The organism is Streptomyces sp. NPDC097640, assembly GCF_040302705.1.
Taxonomy (GTDB): domain Bacteria; phylum Actinomycetota; class Actinomycetes; order Streptomycetales; family Streptomycetaceae; genus Streptomyces.
Map to the genome: position 1 here is coordinate 250,349 of NZ_JBEOSB010000004.1, position 16,161 is coordinate 266,509.

The 16,161-nt window shown below is 73.0% G+C and carries 11 protein-coding genes; 9 read left to right on the forward strand and 2 right to left on the reverse strand.

The genetic code is table 11. The annotated features are described in order from the left end of the window. Positions 1–115: 115 nt before the first annotated feature. From ABTY62_RS07595 to obgE, 4 genes are all read left to right on the forward strand, one after another. Positions 116–4,405, forward strand: a complete 4,290-nt coding sequence (locus ABTY62_RS07595; RefSeq protein WP_352128470.1) for an Rne/Rng family ribonuclease — start codon at positions 116–118, stop codon at positions 4,403–4,405. A 329-nt stretch (positions 4,406–4,734) separates the two neighbouring features. After that, positions 4,735–5,055 (forward strand): 50S ribosomal protein L21, encoded by a 321-nt coding sequence (gene rplU, locus ABTY62_RS07600; protein ID WP_311722456.1) that lies wholly within the window; start codon positions 4,735–4,737, stop codon positions 5,053–5,055. A 14-nt stretch (positions 5,056–5,069) separates the two neighbouring features. Next, positions 5,070–5,327 (forward strand): 50S ribosomal protein L27, encoded by a 258-nt coding sequence (rpmA, locus tag ABTY62_RS07605; RefSeq protein WP_206348754.1) that lies wholly within the window; start codon positions 5,070–5,072, stop codon positions 5,325–5,327. A 145-nt stretch (positions 5,328–5,472) separates the two neighbouring features. After that, positions 5,473–6,906, forward strand: coding sequence for a GTPase ObgE (obgE, locus tag ABTY62_RS07610; protein ID WP_352128472.1), 1,434 nt, complete (start codon positions 5,473–5,475; stop codon positions 6,904–6,906). 103 nt (positions 6,907–7,009) lie between these two features. Here obgE and ABTY62_RS07615 read toward each other — a convergent pair whose 3' ends face one another. Further along, the gene (locus ABTY62_RS07615; protein WP_352128473.1) at positions 7,010–9,121 is read right to left on the reverse strand and encodes a hypothetical protein; all 2,112 of its coding nucleotides are present in this window, start codon (positions 9,119–9,121) and stop codon (positions 7,010–7,012) included. A 467-nt stretch (positions 9,122–9,588) separates the two neighbouring features. Here ABTY62_RS07615 and proB point away from each other — a divergent pair, with 467 nt between their 5' ends. The 5 genes from proB to ABTY62_RS07640 all read left to right on the forward strand — a co-directional run bounded on the left by proB (position 9,589) and on the right by ABTY62_RS07640 (position 14,875). After that, positions 9,589–10,716: a glutamate 5-kinase gene (gene proB, locus ABTY62_RS07620; RefSeq protein ID WP_352128648.1), complete on the forward strand. Its 1,128-nt coding sequence runs from the start codon at positions 9,589–9,591 to the stop codon at positions 10,714–10,716. Positions 10,717–10,928: 212 nt separating this feature from the next. After that, a complete protein-coding gene (locus tag ABTY62_RS07625) occupies positions 10,929–11,435 on the forward strand; it encodes a DUF8830 family protein (RefSeq protein ID WP_352128474.1) in 507 nt (168 codons plus the stop codon). Positions 11,436–11,567: 132 nt separating this feature from the next. Next, positions 11,568–12,875: a glutamate-5-semialdehyde dehydrogenase gene (locus ABTY62_RS07630; protein WP_352128475.1), complete on the forward strand. Its 1,308-nt coding sequence runs from the start codon at positions 11,568–11,570 to the stop codon at positions 12,873–12,875. Between the two features lie 145 nt (positions 12,876–13,020). Next, on the forward strand, positions 13,021–13,671 hold the full coding sequence (locus tag ABTY62_RS07635; protein WP_352128476.1) for an SCO2584 family spore wall biosynthesis protein: 651 nt from the start codon (positions 13,021–13,023) through the stop codon (positions 13,669–13,671). Positions 13,672–13,789: 118 nt separating this feature from the next. Beyond that, positions 13,790–14,875, forward strand: a complete 1,086-nt coding sequence (locus ABTY62_RS07640; RefSeq protein ID WP_352128477.1) for an SCO2583 family membrane protein — start codon at positions 13,790–13,792, stop codon at positions 14,873–14,875. A 37-nt stretch (positions 14,876–14,912) separates the two neighbouring features. Here ABTY62_RS07640 and ABTY62_RS07645 read toward each other — a convergent pair whose 3' ends face one another. Beyond that, entirely contained in the window at positions 14,913–16,115 is a 1,203-nt protein-coding gene (locus ABTY62_RS07645; protein ID WP_352128478.1) for a M48 family metallopeptidase, read from the reverse strand. Positions 16,116–16,161: the final 46 nt, after the last annotated feature.

Consider the following 16,161-nt stretch of genomic DNA (forward strand, 5'->3'; position numbering starts at 1 on the left):
TGAGACGACAGCTCCCGTGCGGCGCCCGCGCCGCGGGCGGCGGCAATCGCGCAGAGCGCGGATTGCCGCCGAACGCGGACGCGGCGCCCGGGAGCGTGACGGGAGAAACGCCCGCATGCTCGAGCCTATTGAGCCGATCGAACCTATCCAGCCCTTGGGACAGCCCGCTCAGCGTGCTGTCGCCCCCAGGGACACCACCGAGAACAACACCCCCAGCGACACCCTGCCGCCGCGCCGCCGCCGCGCGGCCTCCCGGCCGGCCGGCCCGCCCGCGGCAGTGGTGGGCGACGAGGCGGCCCAGTCCGCCGCTCCGGCCATACCGGCCGCCTCGACCACCGATCTCGACGCCCAGGCCGCCGCGCCGTCCGCGTCGGCGGAGGAGCCGGTGCCCGCGCCGCGTACGCGCCGTCGCGCCACGCGGAAGGCGACGGCCCCGGCGGGCTCGCCGGAGACCGCCGAGACCGCGCTCTCCGCGGCGGAGTCCGCTCCCGCCGCTGAGGGCGGCACACCGGCCGAGGAGCCGGTGCCCGCGCCGCGCACGCGCCGCCGGGCCACGCGCAAGGCGACCGCTGAGGCGGGCTCGCCGGAGGCGGCCGCCCAGACCGCCGAGGACGCCGACGCCGCGGAGGAGGCCGCCGCGCCCGTCCGCGGGCGTCGCCGTGCGACCCGCCAGGCGTCCGCTCCTGCCGGTCCGGCAGAGCCCGCTGAGACCGTTGTCGCCGCCGAGGCCGCTGCCGTGCCCGACGAGGCGGCCGACGAGCAGCCTGCCGAGGAGTCCGATGAGGCCGCCGAGGCCGCGGCGCCGGTGCGCAAGCGCCGTCGCGCGACCCGCCAGGTGTCCGCTCCGGCCGCTTCGCCGGAGGCGGCCGAGGACGAGACCGCCGTCGCCGCCGAGGCCGCTGGCGAGGCCGCCGAGGCCGACGAGCCGGTCCGTAAGCGTCGTCGGGCGACGCGCAAGGTGACCGGCGACGAGCAGGCCGCGGAGGACGTGGCCGCGTCGGAGCCCGTCGGCGAGGACGCCGATGAGGAGGCCGTGGCTCCGGTCCGCAGGCGTCGTCGGGTGGCGCGCAAGGCGACCGCCCAGGCGGGCTCGCCGGAGGCCGCCACGGCGGAAGAGACCCAGCCCGCCGAGATCAACGAGACCGCCGAGACCGCTGACGCCGCCGCCCAGGCCGCGTCCGAGTCCGGCGCCGAGGCGGCGGAGGAGGCCGAGCCGACCGCGCGGCGTACCCGCCGCCGGGCGACGCGTAAGGCGACCGCCCCGGCAGGCTCGCCCGAGCCCGAGCCCGAGCCCGAGCCCGAGGCGCCGGAGGCGGCAGCCGCCGCTGCCGAGGTCTCTGCCGCACCCGCCGACGAGAGCGCCGCCGACGAGGACACCGCCGCGCCGCGCGCTCGTACCCGCCGTCGTACGACCCGTACGGCCGCCGCGCCCGCCGCCGACGAGTCGGCCGAGGCCCCGCGGCCGTCCGCCGGTGAGCCGGAGGCCGCCGAGGCCGAGCCGGAGGCTCCGGCCAGGGGCCGGCGCCGGGCCGTGCGCCCGCCGACCGCCGTGTTCCAGGCCCCGGTGTTCACCGAGCCGGTGTTCCAGACGCCCGAGAGCGCCGCCCTGGCCGCCGCCGCGGCCGCCGAGGAGGCGGACGAGACGGACGAGGCGGAGGACGAGGAGCCGTTCGCGGTCGCCGAGCAGGCGGCGCCCACGGCTGCCCGCCGCCGTCGCCGTCGCCGAGGTGAGCCGTTCGAAGACCAGTCTGCCCAGGCCGCCCGGGGCGCACAGCCCGAGCAGGCCGAAGCCGAAGAGACGGCCGAGACCGCCGAGGAGGCCGAGCTCGCGGACGGCGAGCACGGCGACGAGGAGTCGGGCGAGCGCCCGGCCCGCCGCCGTCGCCGCGGTGGCCGCCGCCGTCGCCGTGGCGAGGCCGCGGACGCCGAGGGTGCGGAGGGCCGCGCCGAGGGCGAGGCCGGCGAGCGCTACGAGGACGAGCACGCGGGCGAGGGCGCGGACGAGCAGGTCACCGGCGAGGCCGGGGCCGAGGAGTCCGAGGAGGACGAGGCCGGCGGCACCAGCAGCAGCCGTCGCCGCCGTCGCCGCCGCCGGCGCAGCGGGGACGCCGCCGAGGTCGAGTCGGGAGACGACCCGGAGCGTACGGTCGTCAAGATCCGCGAGCCGCGGGAGCGGCGCGCGAAGGAGGCCGAGTCCGGCGCCGACGAGGTGCAGTCCATCAAGGGCTCGACGCGCCTCGAGGCGAAGAAGCAGCGCCGCCGCGAGGGCCGTGAGCAGGGCCGCCGCCGGGTGCCGATCATCACGGAGGCCGAGTTCCTGGCCCGCCGTGAGGCGGTCGAGCGGGTGATGGTCGTCCGGGAGAACGGCGAGCGCACCCAGATCGGTGTGATGGAGGACAACGTCCTCGTCGAGCACTTCGTCAACAAGGAACAGTCGAACAGCTACGTCGGCAACGTCTACCTGGGCAAGGTGCAGAACGTCCTGCCGTCGATGGAGGCCGCCTTCGTCGACATCGGCAAGGGCCGCAACGCCGTGCTCTACGCGGGCGAGGTCAACTTCGAGGCGCTGGGGCTGTCCAACGGCCCGCGCCGGATCGAGACCGCGCTGAAGTCCGGCCAGTCCGTGCTGGTCCAGGTCACCAAGGACCCGATCGGTCACAAGGGCGCCCGGCTGACCAGCCAGGTCTCCCTCCCCGGCCGCTACCTGGTGTACGTGCCCGAGGGCTCGATGACCGGCATCAGCCGCAAGCTGCCGGACACCGAGCGCGCGCGTCTGAAGCAGATCCTCAAGAAGATCGTCCCCGAGAACGCGGGCGTTATCGTCCGGACCGCGGCCGAGGGCGCGAGCGAGGAGGAGCTGTCCCGCGACGTCAAGCGGCTTCAGGCGCAGTGGGAGGAGATCCAGAAGAAGGCGAAGGGCGGCGGCGCCCCGACGCTGCTCTACGGCGAGCCGGACATGACCGTCCGGGTTGTCCGCGACATCTTCAACGAGGACTTCTCCAAGGTCATCGTGAGCGGTGACGGCGCCTGGGACACGATCCACGGATACGTCTCGCACGTCGCCCCCGACCTCTCGGACCGGCTTCAGCGGTGGACGTCGGACGTCGACGTGTTCGCCACGTACCGGATCGACGAGCAGCTGATGAAGGCGCTGGACCGCAAGGTGTGGCTGCCCAGCGGCGGCTCCCTGGTGATCGACCGGACCGAGGCGATGGTCGTGGTCGACGTCAACACCGGCAAGTTCACCGGCCAGGGCGGCAACCTGGAGGAGACGGTCACCAGGAACAACCTGGAGGCGGCCGAGGAGATCGTGCGCCAGCTGCGGCTGCGCGACCTCGGCGGCATCATCGTGATCGACTTCATCGACATGGTGCTGGAGTCCAACCGGGACCTGGTGCTGCGGCGCCTCCTGGAGTGCCTGGGCCGGGACCGTACGAAGCACCAGGTGGCGGAGGTCACCTCGCTGGGCCTGGTCCAGATGACCCGCAAGCGGGTCGGCCAGGGCCTGCTGGAGTCGTTCTCCGAGCCCTGCGTGCACTGCAACGGCCGTGGTCTGCTCGTCCACATGGACCAGCCGACGGCGGTCGGCGGTGGCGGCAAGCGCAAGAAGAAGAAGGGTGCGGCGGCCCAGCCCGAGCAGGCGCCGGAGGTCGTCGAGGCCGCTGAGGCCGCCGAGGCGGCCGTGGTCGAGGCCGAGCCGGAGACGGTGGCCGAGGCCGCCGCCGAGGCCGCGGAGCACCGGCACGCGCCGGAGCCGGTGACCTTCGCCGCCGACGAGGAGCTGTACAGCAGCGCCGCGGAGGCCGAGGCGGCCGCGACGCGTGGCCGTACGCGGCGCCGGGCGACCCGGAAGGTGACCGCCCCCGCGGGCGCCCCGAAGGCCGCGGAGCAGCCGGAGGCGGCCGTGGTCGTGGTGCCGGTCGAGGAGCCGAAGGCCGAGGCGGCGGCTGAGCCGGAGCCGACCGTCGCGCCGGAGCCGGTGTCCGCGCCGCGTACGCGCCGTCGGGTGACCCGGAAGGTGTCCGCTCCCGCGGGCTCGCCTGCGGGCTCCGAGGAGGCGGCCGTGGTGGTCGTCAGCGCGGCCCAGGACGCCGAGCCGGAGCCGGAGCCCGAGGCCCCGGAGACGGCCCCCGAGGCGGCCGCTGAGACGGCTTCCGAGGTGGCTTCCGAGGCCGCGGCGGAGCCTGAGGAGGCGGCGGCCCCGGCGCCGGCGAAGAAGACGGCCCGCAAGGCCGCCAAGAAGGCGCCCGCGAAGAAGGCCGCGGCCAAGAAGACGGCGGCGAAGAAGACGACCGCCAAGAAGACCGCGGCGAAGAAGACGACGGCCAAGAAGCCGGTGGCCAAGAAGACCGCGGCGGCGGAGCAGCAGACGCCGTCCTCGGTCTCGGCCTCCACCGACGACTGACACCGGCGACTGACACCGGCGACCGACACCGGCGACCGAGCACGCCGCACCGGGATCCGGGGCGGGGGCTGTCCACCCGACAGGGGCGGACGCCCCCGCCCCGGCCCCGGTTTGACCCCCTGGTCCCGGCCCCGTAACCTTGACCGTCGGCGTTTGTACGCCAAACCCCTGAGCAAATCCCTCCCGCTCCGCCGGGAGAGGCCGCTCGCCGTTGCCCGGGCATCCCTTCGCGGGTGTACGCAGGTGATCGGTGAACCACTGACCGTGCCGGTCGGTGGGGAGTGGCTGGCATCAGAGGTCCCGATTACTGACGAGAGAGTGAGAACCGCGTGTACGCAATCGTGCGCACCGGCGGCCGCCAGCAGAAGGTGTCCGTGGGCGACGTCATCGAGGTCGACCGTTTGTCCAGCAGCAAGGTCGGCGACACGGTGGAGCTCTCGACTCTGCTCGTTGTCGACGGTGACGCCGTGACCAGCGACCCGTGGGTGCTGGCCGGGGTGAAGGTGCACGCCGAGGTTGTGGACCACCACAAGGGCGCCAAGATCGACATCCTGAAGTACAAGAACAAGACCGGCTACCGGAAGCGGATCGGTCACCGTCAGCTGCACACCGCGCTGAAGGTCACCAGCATCGACGCGGCTGCGAAGTAAGGGACTGAGGAGACATGGCACACAAGAAGGGCGCATCGTCCACTCGGAACGGTCGCGACTCCAACGCCCAGCGGCTCGGCGTCAAGCGCTTCGGCGGCCAGGTCGTCAACGCGGGTGAGATCCTGGTCCGCCAGCGCGGCACGCACTTCCACCCGGGTTCGGGCGTCGGCCGTGGCGGCGACGACACGCTGTTCGCGCTGGCCGCCGGTGCGGTGCAGTTCGGCACCGCGCGTGGCCGCAAGGTCGTGAACATCGTTCCGGTCGCTGAGTAATCAGCCCGGGGCGACACCACACACCTTTCCGAGGGCGGACCGCTCTTTCCCGTGACGGGGAAGCGGGTCCGCCCTCGGTGCGTTACGCCTAAGACATTCGGTACGTAAGGCGTACCGTACGTAGCTACTTTGGAGGCACAGCGTCATGACCACCTTCGTGGACCGCGTCGAGCTGCACGTCGCCGCGGGTAACGGAGGCCACGGCTGCGCCTCCGTGCACCGCGAGAAGTTCAAGCCGCTCGGCGGCCCGGACGGCGGCAACGGCGGCCGTGGCGGCGATGTGATCCTGGTCGTCGACCAGTCGGTCACCACGCTGCTCGACTACCACCACAGCCCGCACCGCAAGGCCACCAACGGCAAGCCGGGCGAGGGCGGCAACCGCTCCGGCAAGGACGGCACGGACCTGGTCCTGCCCGTCCCGGACGGCACCGTCGTCCTCGACAAGCAGGGCAACGTCCTGGCCGACCTGGTCGGGCAGGGCACCACCTTCGTCGCCGCCCAGGGCGGCCGCGGCGGCCTGGGCAACGCCGCGCTGGCCTCGGCCCGCCGCAAGGCCCCCGGCTTCGCGCTGCTGGGCGAGCCGGGCCAGGCCGGGGATGTGGTCCTGGAGCTCAAGACGGTCGCGGACGTGGCGCTGGTCGGCTACCCGAGCGCCGGAAAGTCCTCGCTGATCTCGGTGCTCTCGGCCGCCAAGCCGAAGATCGCCGACTATCCCTTCACCACCCTGGTGCCCAACCTCGGCGTGGTGACGGCCGGCTCCACCGTCTACACCATCGCCGATGTGCCGGGCCTGATCCCGGGCGCCAGCCAGGGCAAGGGCCTGGGCCTGGAGTTTCTGCGCCATGTCGAGCGCTGTTCGGTGCTCGTCCACGTCCTGGACACGGCGGCGCTCGAGTCCGAGCGCGACCCGCTGAGCGACCTGGACGTCATCGAGGCGGAGCTGGCGCAGTACGGCGGCCTCGGCGACCGGCCGCGGCTGGTCGCCCTCAACAAGGTCGACGTTCCCGACGGCCAGGACCTCGCCGACATCATCCGGCCGGACCTGGAGGCCCGGGGCTACCAGGTCGTCGAGGTGTCGGCGGTCTCCCGGCACGGCCTCAAGGAGCTCTCGTTCGCCCTGGCGAAGATTGTCGCGGAGGCGCGGGCGGCCAAGCCCCAGGAGGAGGCGACCCGTATCGTCATCCGCCCGAAGGCCGTGGACGACGCGGGCTTCAAGGTCGTCGCCGAGGACGGCTTCTACCGGGTGGTGGGCGAGAAGCCCGAGCGCTGGGTCCACCAGACCGACTTCAACAACGACGAGGCCGTCGGCTATCTCGCCGACCGGCTGGCCCGCCTGGGCGTCGAGGAGGCGCTGTTGAAGGCCGGGGCGCGGTCGGGCGACGAGGTCGTCATCGGCGCCACGGACGACGCCGTCGTCTTCGACTGGGAGCCGACCATCACGGCCGGCGCGGAGATGCTCGGCCGCCGCGGCGAGGACCACCGCTTCGAGGCCCCGCGCCCGGCCGCCCAGCGCCGCCGTGACCGTGACGCGGAGCGGGACGACGCCGAGGCCGAGTACGACGCGTTCAACCCCTTCTAGGGCGAGCGCGGCGCGTTAAACGCCCAGAGCACGGCGAGGGCCCCGGGAGAAAACTCCCGGGGCCCTCGCCGTGCTCTTGAGTCGGTGTGGGGCGTGTGCGGCGTCAGACCGCCGCCGTCTCCTCCGCCTCGGGCGAGCCCGACTCCAGCTCCGCCTCTTCCGCGGCGTCCCTGGCCTCGCGCTGCGCGGGGATCTCGTCCGCCAGCCGGGTGGCCATCCGGGCGCGGCGGGCGTCGGCCTCGGCGCACAGGTCCTGGGCGGCCTGGTCGAAGCGCACCAGCGACGGCGGGTCGGACGGGCCCAGCAGATGCACCTTCAGCTCGGCGCGGGCGGCCACGTGGGTGTCCTTCTCGGGGTCGCGGACCGACTCCAGGAGCTCGGTCACGCCCTTCGCGTCCGGGGCGAGGATGGTCGCGGCGCGCACCGTCGGGAAGCCCGACTTGAACTCGGCCTCGGTGAGCCCGCTGGTGTTCGCCACCGCGTACGGCTTCTCGCTGGTCAGGTAGTCCGAGACCACGCTCGAGACATCGCTGATCAGCAGGTCCGACTGGTTGAAGCAGGGGAAGATGGCGGGCCGGGGGCCGGTGATGATCTGGTGCTCCCACACCGGCACCGACGCCCAATAGGCGTTCTCCCAGGCCGCGGTGGCCGCGGCGACGACCGCGGCGCGGTCCTTGTCCGGGGAGCCCTGGAGGTTCATCCGCTCGATTTCGTCCGCGCTGGGGCGGAAGGAGGCGCTGGTGAGGCGGTTGAGCTCATCGGTGCGGCGGGCCAGTTCGGCGGTGGCCTCCGGGCCGGGCCGGGCGCCGCTCCGCTTGGCGTTGGCCTCGACGATCATCGCCTGGATGCGCTCGTTGGCGCGGCCCGCGCGCGGCTCGACCGAGCCGGTCATCGGGTGCGGCTTGTAGAGGAGGCGCACCTTGGGGTCGGCGAGCAGCTCGCGGACGATGTTCTCGCCGGCCAGGATGACCGAGGTGTTGCCCGGGTTGCCGTCCCAGCCCTCCCAGGTCGGCGCGTAGAGCACGGTGGTGAAGTGCTCCTCGCCCGCGCCGCCGAGCGCGCCGGTGGGCGTGGCCGCGTAGGGGCGGATCGGCGCCAGCTGCGGGCGGCCGACCTCGACGACGTCCTTGTCCTCGACGCCGATGTCGGCGAGCTGGTAGCGCTCGCGCGCCGCCGGACCCGCGACCCACACCTCGTCATACGCCTTGGCGTACGGGTTGCAGCTGGAGAGCTTGTCGCTCTCGCCGTGGTTGATGAAGGCGTGCTTGATCGACGGGATGCGCAACACCTGCGAGGTCTTGCCGGAGTTCGCCGGGTGCAGCAGCACCTTGAGCGTCGAGTGCTCCAGCCGCATCAGGTGCGCGACCTTCGGCAGACAGACGATCGGCACGTCCGTCGCCTCGATCTTCTGCACCATGAAGCGCTCACGGAGCACGATGATCGGCTTGCCGTCGAGCGCGGCGAGCGTGGAGAGCCACATGTTCGCCTGGTAGGCGGAGGTGGTGCCGCCGGAGAAGTACATGCCCACGGTCGGCTGGTACTCCGCCAGCCAAGTGTCCAGCCACGCCAGCGCCTTGGCCTCGCCGGCCACGCGCTTGCGCGGCAGCAGCCAGGTGCCCAGGTGGACGGTGCCGGCGATCGCGATCAGCAGGCCGACGGCCACGCCGATCGCGCCCCACACGGCGTCCTCGGTGCCCGCGGTGATCAGCAGGCCCGCGGTGACCGGCACCGACAGGCGCACCAGCCGGCGGCCGTGCTGGCGGGCGAACAGCCGTGGCGGGGCGTCGCTGAGTCCCAGCGCCGACGCGTCGATGTTGCGGGTGACGAACGGCAGCTGGCGGGTGCGGCGGACCAGTATGGCCACGGCCTGGCAGGCGAAGTGCGTCACATAGAACAGCAGCAGCCCGACCGTGAGCGGCGCCTGCTCGTGCAGCGGGTCGATGCCCTCTATGCGCAGCAGTCCGACCATGATGAGCATGTCTCTGAACAGCTGGCGCACCGTGACATCGAGGCGGACCTTGCTCAGCAGCGACAGCAGTCCCGGTTGCTGATGCTGGAGATAGAGATCGAGCGCGAGGCCACCCGCCGAGGCGGCGATGAGGAGGGGCACGTTCGGGAGTACGGCGCCGACGAGCTGTGTGGTGAAGAACACCAGCATCGCGAGTAGCGCCGCCAGCTGTACGGCCCGGCGGGGGGCGGTTCCGGCAGAGGGCACGGGTTGAGCTCCTGGCAGGAGAACGAGGGAAATGTATGGGGGGACCCCTGACCGTATGCCGCCGCCAGGCCCGGTGACAATCCGCGCCCGCGCCAACCGCCTCGAAACGGGTCCAATGGATCGGCCCGAGGCGCTCCGGGCGACCGGCGGGCGACGCCGGGGAGGCATCCAGGGGTCCGGCAGGCGGCCTGTGGGCGACTCTCGGGCGGCCGAAGGGCCCCCGGGTGCGTCCAGGGTGTGGCCCGTCGGTCCAGAGGCGTCCGTGGGAGGCGTCCAGGGGCGAGTCCCGGTGGCGTCCAGGGGCTGAAATGCGCGGGCGTGCGATGCCGTGGCTGACGTACATTGCCGGCTTGTCATGATGAGTGTGTAGGAGTGCGCTCGTCACGGCGTGGACGGGCAGCAGACCAGGGGACGAGCAGAGGAGCGGTGTGAGCGAGCAGGACGGGTCCGCGGCGGTAAGGGACGAGGTGACCGCGGCCCGCAGGATCGTGGTCAAGGTCGGCTCGTCCTCCCTCACCACCGCGGCGGGGGGCCTGGACGCCGACCGGGTCGACGCGCTGGTCGACGTCCTCGCCAAGTTCGCGGACGGCCCGGGCGGCCCCGGCGACGCGGACGGCAAGGAGATAGTCCTGGTCTCCTCCGGTGCCATCGCCGCGGGCCTGGCGCCGCTGGGGCTCGAGCGGCGCCCGCGCGACCTCGCCCGCCAGCAGGCCGCCGCCAGCGTCGGCCAGGGCCTGCTGGTGGCCCGCTACACCGCCTCCTTCGCGCGCTACGGCCGCCGGGTCGGCCAGGTGCTGCTCACCACCGACGACACCAGCCGCCGCGCCCACTACCGCAACGCCACCCGCACGCTGGACCAGCTGCTGGCCATGGGGGCCGTGCCGATCGTCAACGAGAACGACACGGTGGCCACGGACGAGATCCGCTTCGGTGACAACGACCGGCTCGCGGCCCTGGTCGCCCATCTGGTGCGGGCCGATCTGCTGGTGCTGCTCTCCGACGTGGACGGCCTGTACGACGGCGACCCCCGGACCCCCGGTACCTCCCGGATCGCCGAGGTCACCGGCCCCAAGGACCTGGACGGCATCTCGATCGGCAGCGCGGGCCGCTCCGGGGTGGGCACCGGCGGCATGGTGACCAAGGTCGAGGCGGCCCGGATCGCGGCCGCGGCCGGTGTCCCGGTGGTGCTCACCTCCGCCAGCCGGGCCGGTGACGCCCTGCTGGGCCGCCCCACCGGCACGTTCTTCCACCGCACCGGCCGCCGCTCCGCCGACCGGCTGCTGTGGCTGGCCCACGCCTCCGCCCCGCGCGGGGCGCTCACCCTGGACGACGGGGCGGTGCGGGCCGTGGTGGAGCGCCGTACCTCGCTGCTGCCGGCCGGTATCGCGGCGGTGGAGGGCGAGTTCAGCGCGGGGGACCCGGTGGAGCTGCGCGACACCGAGGGGCGGGCCGTAGCCCGCGGGCTGGTCAACTTCGACGCCAAGGAGATTCCCCGGCTGATCGGGCGGTCGACCCGCGAGCTGGCCCGGGAGCTGGGCCCGGCGTACGAGCGCGAGGTCGTACACCGGGACGACCTGGTCGTGTTGCACAGGTGACGGACGTCACTCAGGGGAGAGAAAATCCGACAAGTCCGTTCATTCAACGGAGAGCTTCCGGAAAACCGCCCCGCGGCCTCCCGTGGGCTGGTCAACTTTGTTGCACGGGGCCGCACCGGCAGCGGGCCCGTACGCCGAACCGCGGGTAACCGCAGCACAACACCGGCTCCGCGTGGGGCGTGAGCGGGGCAGCGAGCAACAGGAGGCCGCCGGTGAGACGAGGGCGCTCGGGGGCGCCGCCCAAAAAAGCGGCGGCGCGCACCCTTACCAGTGTCGGGACCGCGACGAGTGTCGTCACCGGTCCCGGCGTCGGAACCGGTGGCGCCGGGGCGAGGGAGGTGCCGGAGGCGGTGGGCGCGGCGGAGGCGCCCGTCGAGGCCACCCGCCTGTGGCATGTCACCCTCAGCCTCTCCGGTGCCGAGGCGCCGCTGAGGGATGTCCGGCAGGCGCTCGAGCGGCTGGCCCATGACCATCCGTTCCTGCTGACCAGCCGCTACGCCAACGATCACGCCGAGATCCGCTACTGGGAAGAGGCGCGGGACCTGCACGACGCGGCGGCGGTGGCCCTGCGGCTGTGGGGCGAGCACCGGTCCACGGCCAAGCTGCCGCCCTGGGAGATCGTCGGCCTCGAGGTCATCGACCGCGAGACCTATCACCAGCGCGTCGCGGAGGGGTACGGCCCGCCGCCGGCCTCGCCGGTGGGGGTGCACCCGTACTGACCCGGGGCGCCCCTGGGGCTCGTGTTCCTTGACGGCGCGTCCCTATGGCGCGGCTTTCCCCGTCGTGAGAATTCCGTCTCGAAAAGCGGGACGGCGGACGGCACAGGGCCGGGCGCTCAGTAGGCTTCATGCATGACCAGCGCACCGACCTCGCCCCTCACCGACCCCTGGCCGAAGTCCCCGGTCCTCCAGACCGCCTACCGGGCCCGGGCCGCCGCCGCCGACCTCGCCCCGCTGCCGCGCGCGGCCAAGGACGACGCGCTGCTGGCGATGGCCGACGCGCTCGAGGTGCGGACCAAGGAGATCCTCGAGGCCAACGCGGTCGACGTGGAGCGGGCGCGCGAGGCCGGCACCAGCGAGGCGATCGTCGACCGGCTGACCCTCACCCCCGAGCGGGTGCGGGCCATCGCCTCGGACGTACGGGACGTGGTGGCGCTGCCCGACCCGGTCGGCGAGGTGGTGCGCGGCTCGACCCTGCCCAACGGGATCGACCTGCGCCAGGTGCGGGTGCCGCTCGGTGTCGTCGGAATCATCTACGAGGCCCGGCCCAACGTCACGGTGGACGCCGCCGCGCTGTGCCTGAAGTCGGGCAACGCCGTGCTGCTGCGCGGCTCGTCGTCCGCGTACCAGTCCAACATCGCGCTGGTGAAGGTGTTGCGCGACGCGGTCGGCGGCGCCGGACTGCCCGCGGACGCGGTGCAGTTGGTGCCGGGCGAGAGCCGGGAGTCGGTGACCGAGCTGATGCGCGCCCGCGGCCTGGTGGACGTGTTGATCCCGCGCGGCGGCGCGTCGCTGATCCGTACCGTCGTCGAGGAGTCCACGGTCCCGGTCATCGAGACCGGCACGGGCAACTGCCATGTGTACGTGGACGCGCAGGCCGACCTCGACATGGCGGTCGAGATCCTGGTGAACTCCAAGGCCCAGCGGCCCAGCGTGTGCAACGCCGCCGAGACGCTGCTGGTGCACCAGGACATCGCGCCCGAGTTTCTGCCGCGCGCGCTGGACGCGCTGGCCGAGGCCGGGGTGACGGTGCACGCCGACGAGCGGGTGCTGGCCGCCGCAGAGCAGTTGGAGGGGTCCAAGGCCACGGTCGTCCCGGCGGTGATGGACGACTGGGAGACCGAGTACCTCTCGTACGACATCGCGGCGGCCGTCGTGGACTCCCTGGACGCCGCGGTGGCCCATATCCGGCTGTGGTCCTCCGGTCACACCGAGGCGATCGTCACCACCTCCCAGGCGGCCGCCCGCCGCTTCACCCAGCTGGTGGACTCGACGACGGTCGCGGTCAACGCGTCCACCCGGTTCACGGACGGCGGCCAGTTCGGCTTCGGCGCCGAGATCGGCATCTCCACGCAGAAGCTGCACGCGCGCGGCCCCATGGGCCTGCCCGAGCTGACCTCCACCAAGTACATCGTCACCGGAGACGGTCACACGCGCTGAGTGGCGTCCCCCGAACGGGGGATGCCGCGGACCGTCACGGGGTACTTCGGTCGGGTGATGGCTGCGGCGCCCCGCCTCAGCCCTGCGTTCCCCCGAATACCATTTCACCCTGCCCAAATTGACCCGTCCGGTCTACTCTGAATGGGTGCCGGACGACGTGGGAGGCAAGCCGTTCCCGGACGGCGAGGAGCCCGACGACCGCAGCCACGGGGAAGCGAACGACGAGTTCGCCACCGTGGTATTCGACGAGGACTTCGTACGATCCGCCGCGATCCACGAACCCACCGCCATCGAGCGGATGCTGGCCGCCGCACAGGCCCGCGCCGACGCCGAGGCGTCCCGCCGCCGCACCGCCGGGGTCTCCCCGGAGGACGAGCTCTACGACGACGGCTACGGCCCCGACGGCGAGTTCGGCTATGAGGACGACGACGGCGACCCGGCCGACGGATTCGGCCACGACCGGGACGCCGACGGCGCCTATGGCCCGTACGGGCGGTACGGCAGCGCCGGGCGCCCCTACCGCGGCCATGCCCGCTGGCACCGCCCGGTGGCCTGGCTGCTGGCCGTCCTGATGGGCATCGGGGTGGTCGCGCTGGCCTTCACGGCCGTCTACCGCGGCGCCTCGGGCAACCGCCAGAACCCCGCCCCGCCGCCCGCCAGCACCGGCGTGGACGCCACACCCGCCGACCGCCCGGCCGACGTGCCGTCGGGGCGGACGGAGCCGTCAGGGCCGTCGGGGTCCGCTGATTCGGATGCGCCGGTCGCCACCGCCACGGCGGTGCCGCCCTCGCCGTGAACCGGCCCTGAACGAGCCGGGTCCGGGGCGCGCGCCCGGGGCGCCTGGCCGGGTCTGTGACCGAAGTTGTGGAGTATCACCGCGTTTACCGGGGGCTGTCGCGACCTACTCTTGAGGTATGACCGGGCGTGGAAACCCTCCTGAGGGGACCCCCGAGGGCGTCCCGGGAGGTGGTGACGACGAGTATCGCTCCGTCGTTTTCGACGAGTCGTTCGTCCGCGCTGCCCGGCTCCAGGAATTCTCGGCCCAGGAGCGCATGGGCGAGCACGCCAGGGCGGTGCGCAGCCGCCACGCCTGGGCGCGGGCGGGAGCCTCGCGCCAGGCCGTCCTCCTGGTGCTGCTGATCGCCTTCGCCTTCGCGGCCGCCGTCTACATGGGCGTGCGGCACCCCTACCAGAGCCCCCCGCCACAGGCCGTCGAGCCGATGCGCAGCAGCGTGGTGCCGCTCGCGCCGCGCGGCCAGGTGCCCGGCGGGGAGCCCGCGGCCCTGTTCGAGAACAGCCCGGCCGCCACGTACGCCACCGGCGCCGAGGGCGTCACCCTGCCCGGTGTGCGGCGCACCCACAGCTTCTCCGAGAGCCAGGTGATGACCGCGCTCACCACGGCCAAGGAATACCTCGTCAAGTCGTCGCTCGACCCGGCCGTGCTCACCGGCGGCGAGGCGCGCTCCGTACGGCTGCTGCTCGACCCCGACCAGCTCGACCAGTTCGACCGCAGCTTCGAACACCCGGTCGACGACGGCCGGTACGCGGCCACCGGCTGGCTGACCCGCTTCAACCCGGCCGAGGTGGCGCTGGCCGCGCCCGTGGTGCGCGTCCACGGCACCCTCACGGCCATCGAGCGGAACGCCGCCACCCTGGAGGTCACCGCCGACCACACCTTCGTCTACGCCGTGCGGCGGCCCCACGAGGGCGGCACCGACCACGCCTCGCTGTTCACCGTACGGCGCGAGACGCGCTTCCGCTTCGACCGCGACGATCTGCGCGACCACCACCTGGAGGTGGCGCAGAGCTCGGTGCTGGCGGGCCCGCAGGCGTGCGCCGCGAACGCCGCCGGGTACCTGCGGCCGCTGCTGGCCGGGCAGAGCGCCAAGGGCGACGCACCGCCCGGCACCGACCCGTACACCTCCGGCCGCACCAAGGCGTCCCTGTGCGGCGTGCTCTCTCCACAAGCCATGCCGCACCTGTCGGGGTCCGCTTCCTGACCGCTACGGCCTCCCGACCGCTACGGCCTCCTCACCGCTACGGACGATCCGGCTCGGGACCGGCCTGGGGCGGGGTGCCGTCGCCAGGGCCGCCCTCGGCGGAGTCCTGGCCCGAATCCCTTCCCGAATCCCGGCCCGAATCCCGGGCCGGGCCCTGGGAGGGGTCCTTGGGCGCCTCTTTGGCGGACGGGGCGCCGCCGCCCGTGAACTTCTCGCGCAGCTTGCTGCCCAGGTCGCCCGCGCCACCCGCCACATCCCGCACAAACGCCATCAGCGGGTCCTTGCTGCCGCGCACCGACTCCGCGTAGTGGTTCGCCGACTCCTTGAAGGAGTCGCTGATCGAGGTGTTCTTGTCCTCGTCGCGCCGCGCATAGTGACCGTCCATGATCCGCTGGTAGTCGCGGGTCGCGGCCCACTTCTTCAGCTCGGCGGCGCGCACGGTGGTGAACGGGTGGGTGCGCGGCAGCATGTTCAGGATCTTCAGCACCGAGTCCCGCAGATCGCCGCCGGCCTCGTACTCCTCGGCCTGCTCCAGGAAGGCGTCCACGTTCATCTCGTGCAGGTGGTGGCCGCCCGCGAGCTTCATCAGCCCGCGCATCGACGCCTTCAGGTCCTGCCCGACCAGCAGCCCCGCGCGGTCCGCGGACAGCTCCGACTTGCGGAACCACTCGCGCAACGCCGTCACCAGCGCCATCACCGCGACATTGCCGAGCGGGATCCAGGCGACCTTCATCGCCAGGTTGGTCAGGAACAGCAGGATCGTGCGGTAGACCGAGTGCCCGGACAGCGCATGGCCCACCTCGTGGCCCACGACCGCCCGCATCTCCTCCTCGTCGAGCAGCTCGACCAGGCCGGTGGTCACCACGATGATCGGCTCGTCCATGCCGATGCACATCGCGTTCGGCTTCGGGTCCTGTGTGACATACATCGCGGGGATCTTGTCCAGGTCCAGGATGTAGCAGGCGTCCCGGAGCATGTCGTGGAGATGTGCGAACTGCCGGTCGCTCACCCGCACCGAATCGGACAGATACAGCAGCCGCAGGCTGCGCTCGGGCAGCAGCCCGCTCAGCGCCTTGAAGGCCACGTCGAAGCCGGTCAGCTTGCGCAGCGCGACCAGCGCGGAGCGGTCCGCCGGGTGCTCGTACGCGCGTGAGGAGATGCCCGGGAACCGCTGCCGGTCACGCCCCGGCACCCGCTCCGAGCCGCCGCCCCCGCCGTTGGACATGTCGCTGTTGCTCATCTGGCCCCCTCGCCGAACCGCTCGGCTTGACTGCATGGTCGATGCC

Bases quoted from the DNA above. Each gene is read 5' to 3' on its own strand.
- ABTY62_RS07640 (WP_352128477.1), top strand. From the start codon at position 13,790: ATGACCGGGCGTGGAAACCCTCCTGAGGGGACCCCCGAGGGCGTCCCG.
- ABTY62_RS07595 (WP_352128470.1), top strand. From the start codon at position 116: ATGCTCGAGCCTATTGAGCCGATCGAACCTATCCAGCCCTTGGGACAG.
- ABTY62_RS07645 (WP_352128478.1), bottom strand. From the start codon at position 16,115: ATGAGCAACAGCGACATGTCCAACGGCGGGGGCGGCGGCTCGGAGCGG.
- obgE (WP_352128472.1), top strand. From the start codon at position 5,473: ATGACCACCTTCGTGGACCGCGTCGAGCTGCACGTCGCCGCGGGTAAC.
- ABTY62_RS07630 (WP_352128475.1), top strand. From the start codon at position 11,568: ATGACCAGCGCACCGACCTCGCCCCTCACCGACCCCTGGCCGAAGTCC.
- rpmA (WP_206348754.1), top strand. From the start codon at position 5,070: ATGGCACACAAGAAGGGCGCATCGTCCACTCGGAACGGTCGCGACTCC.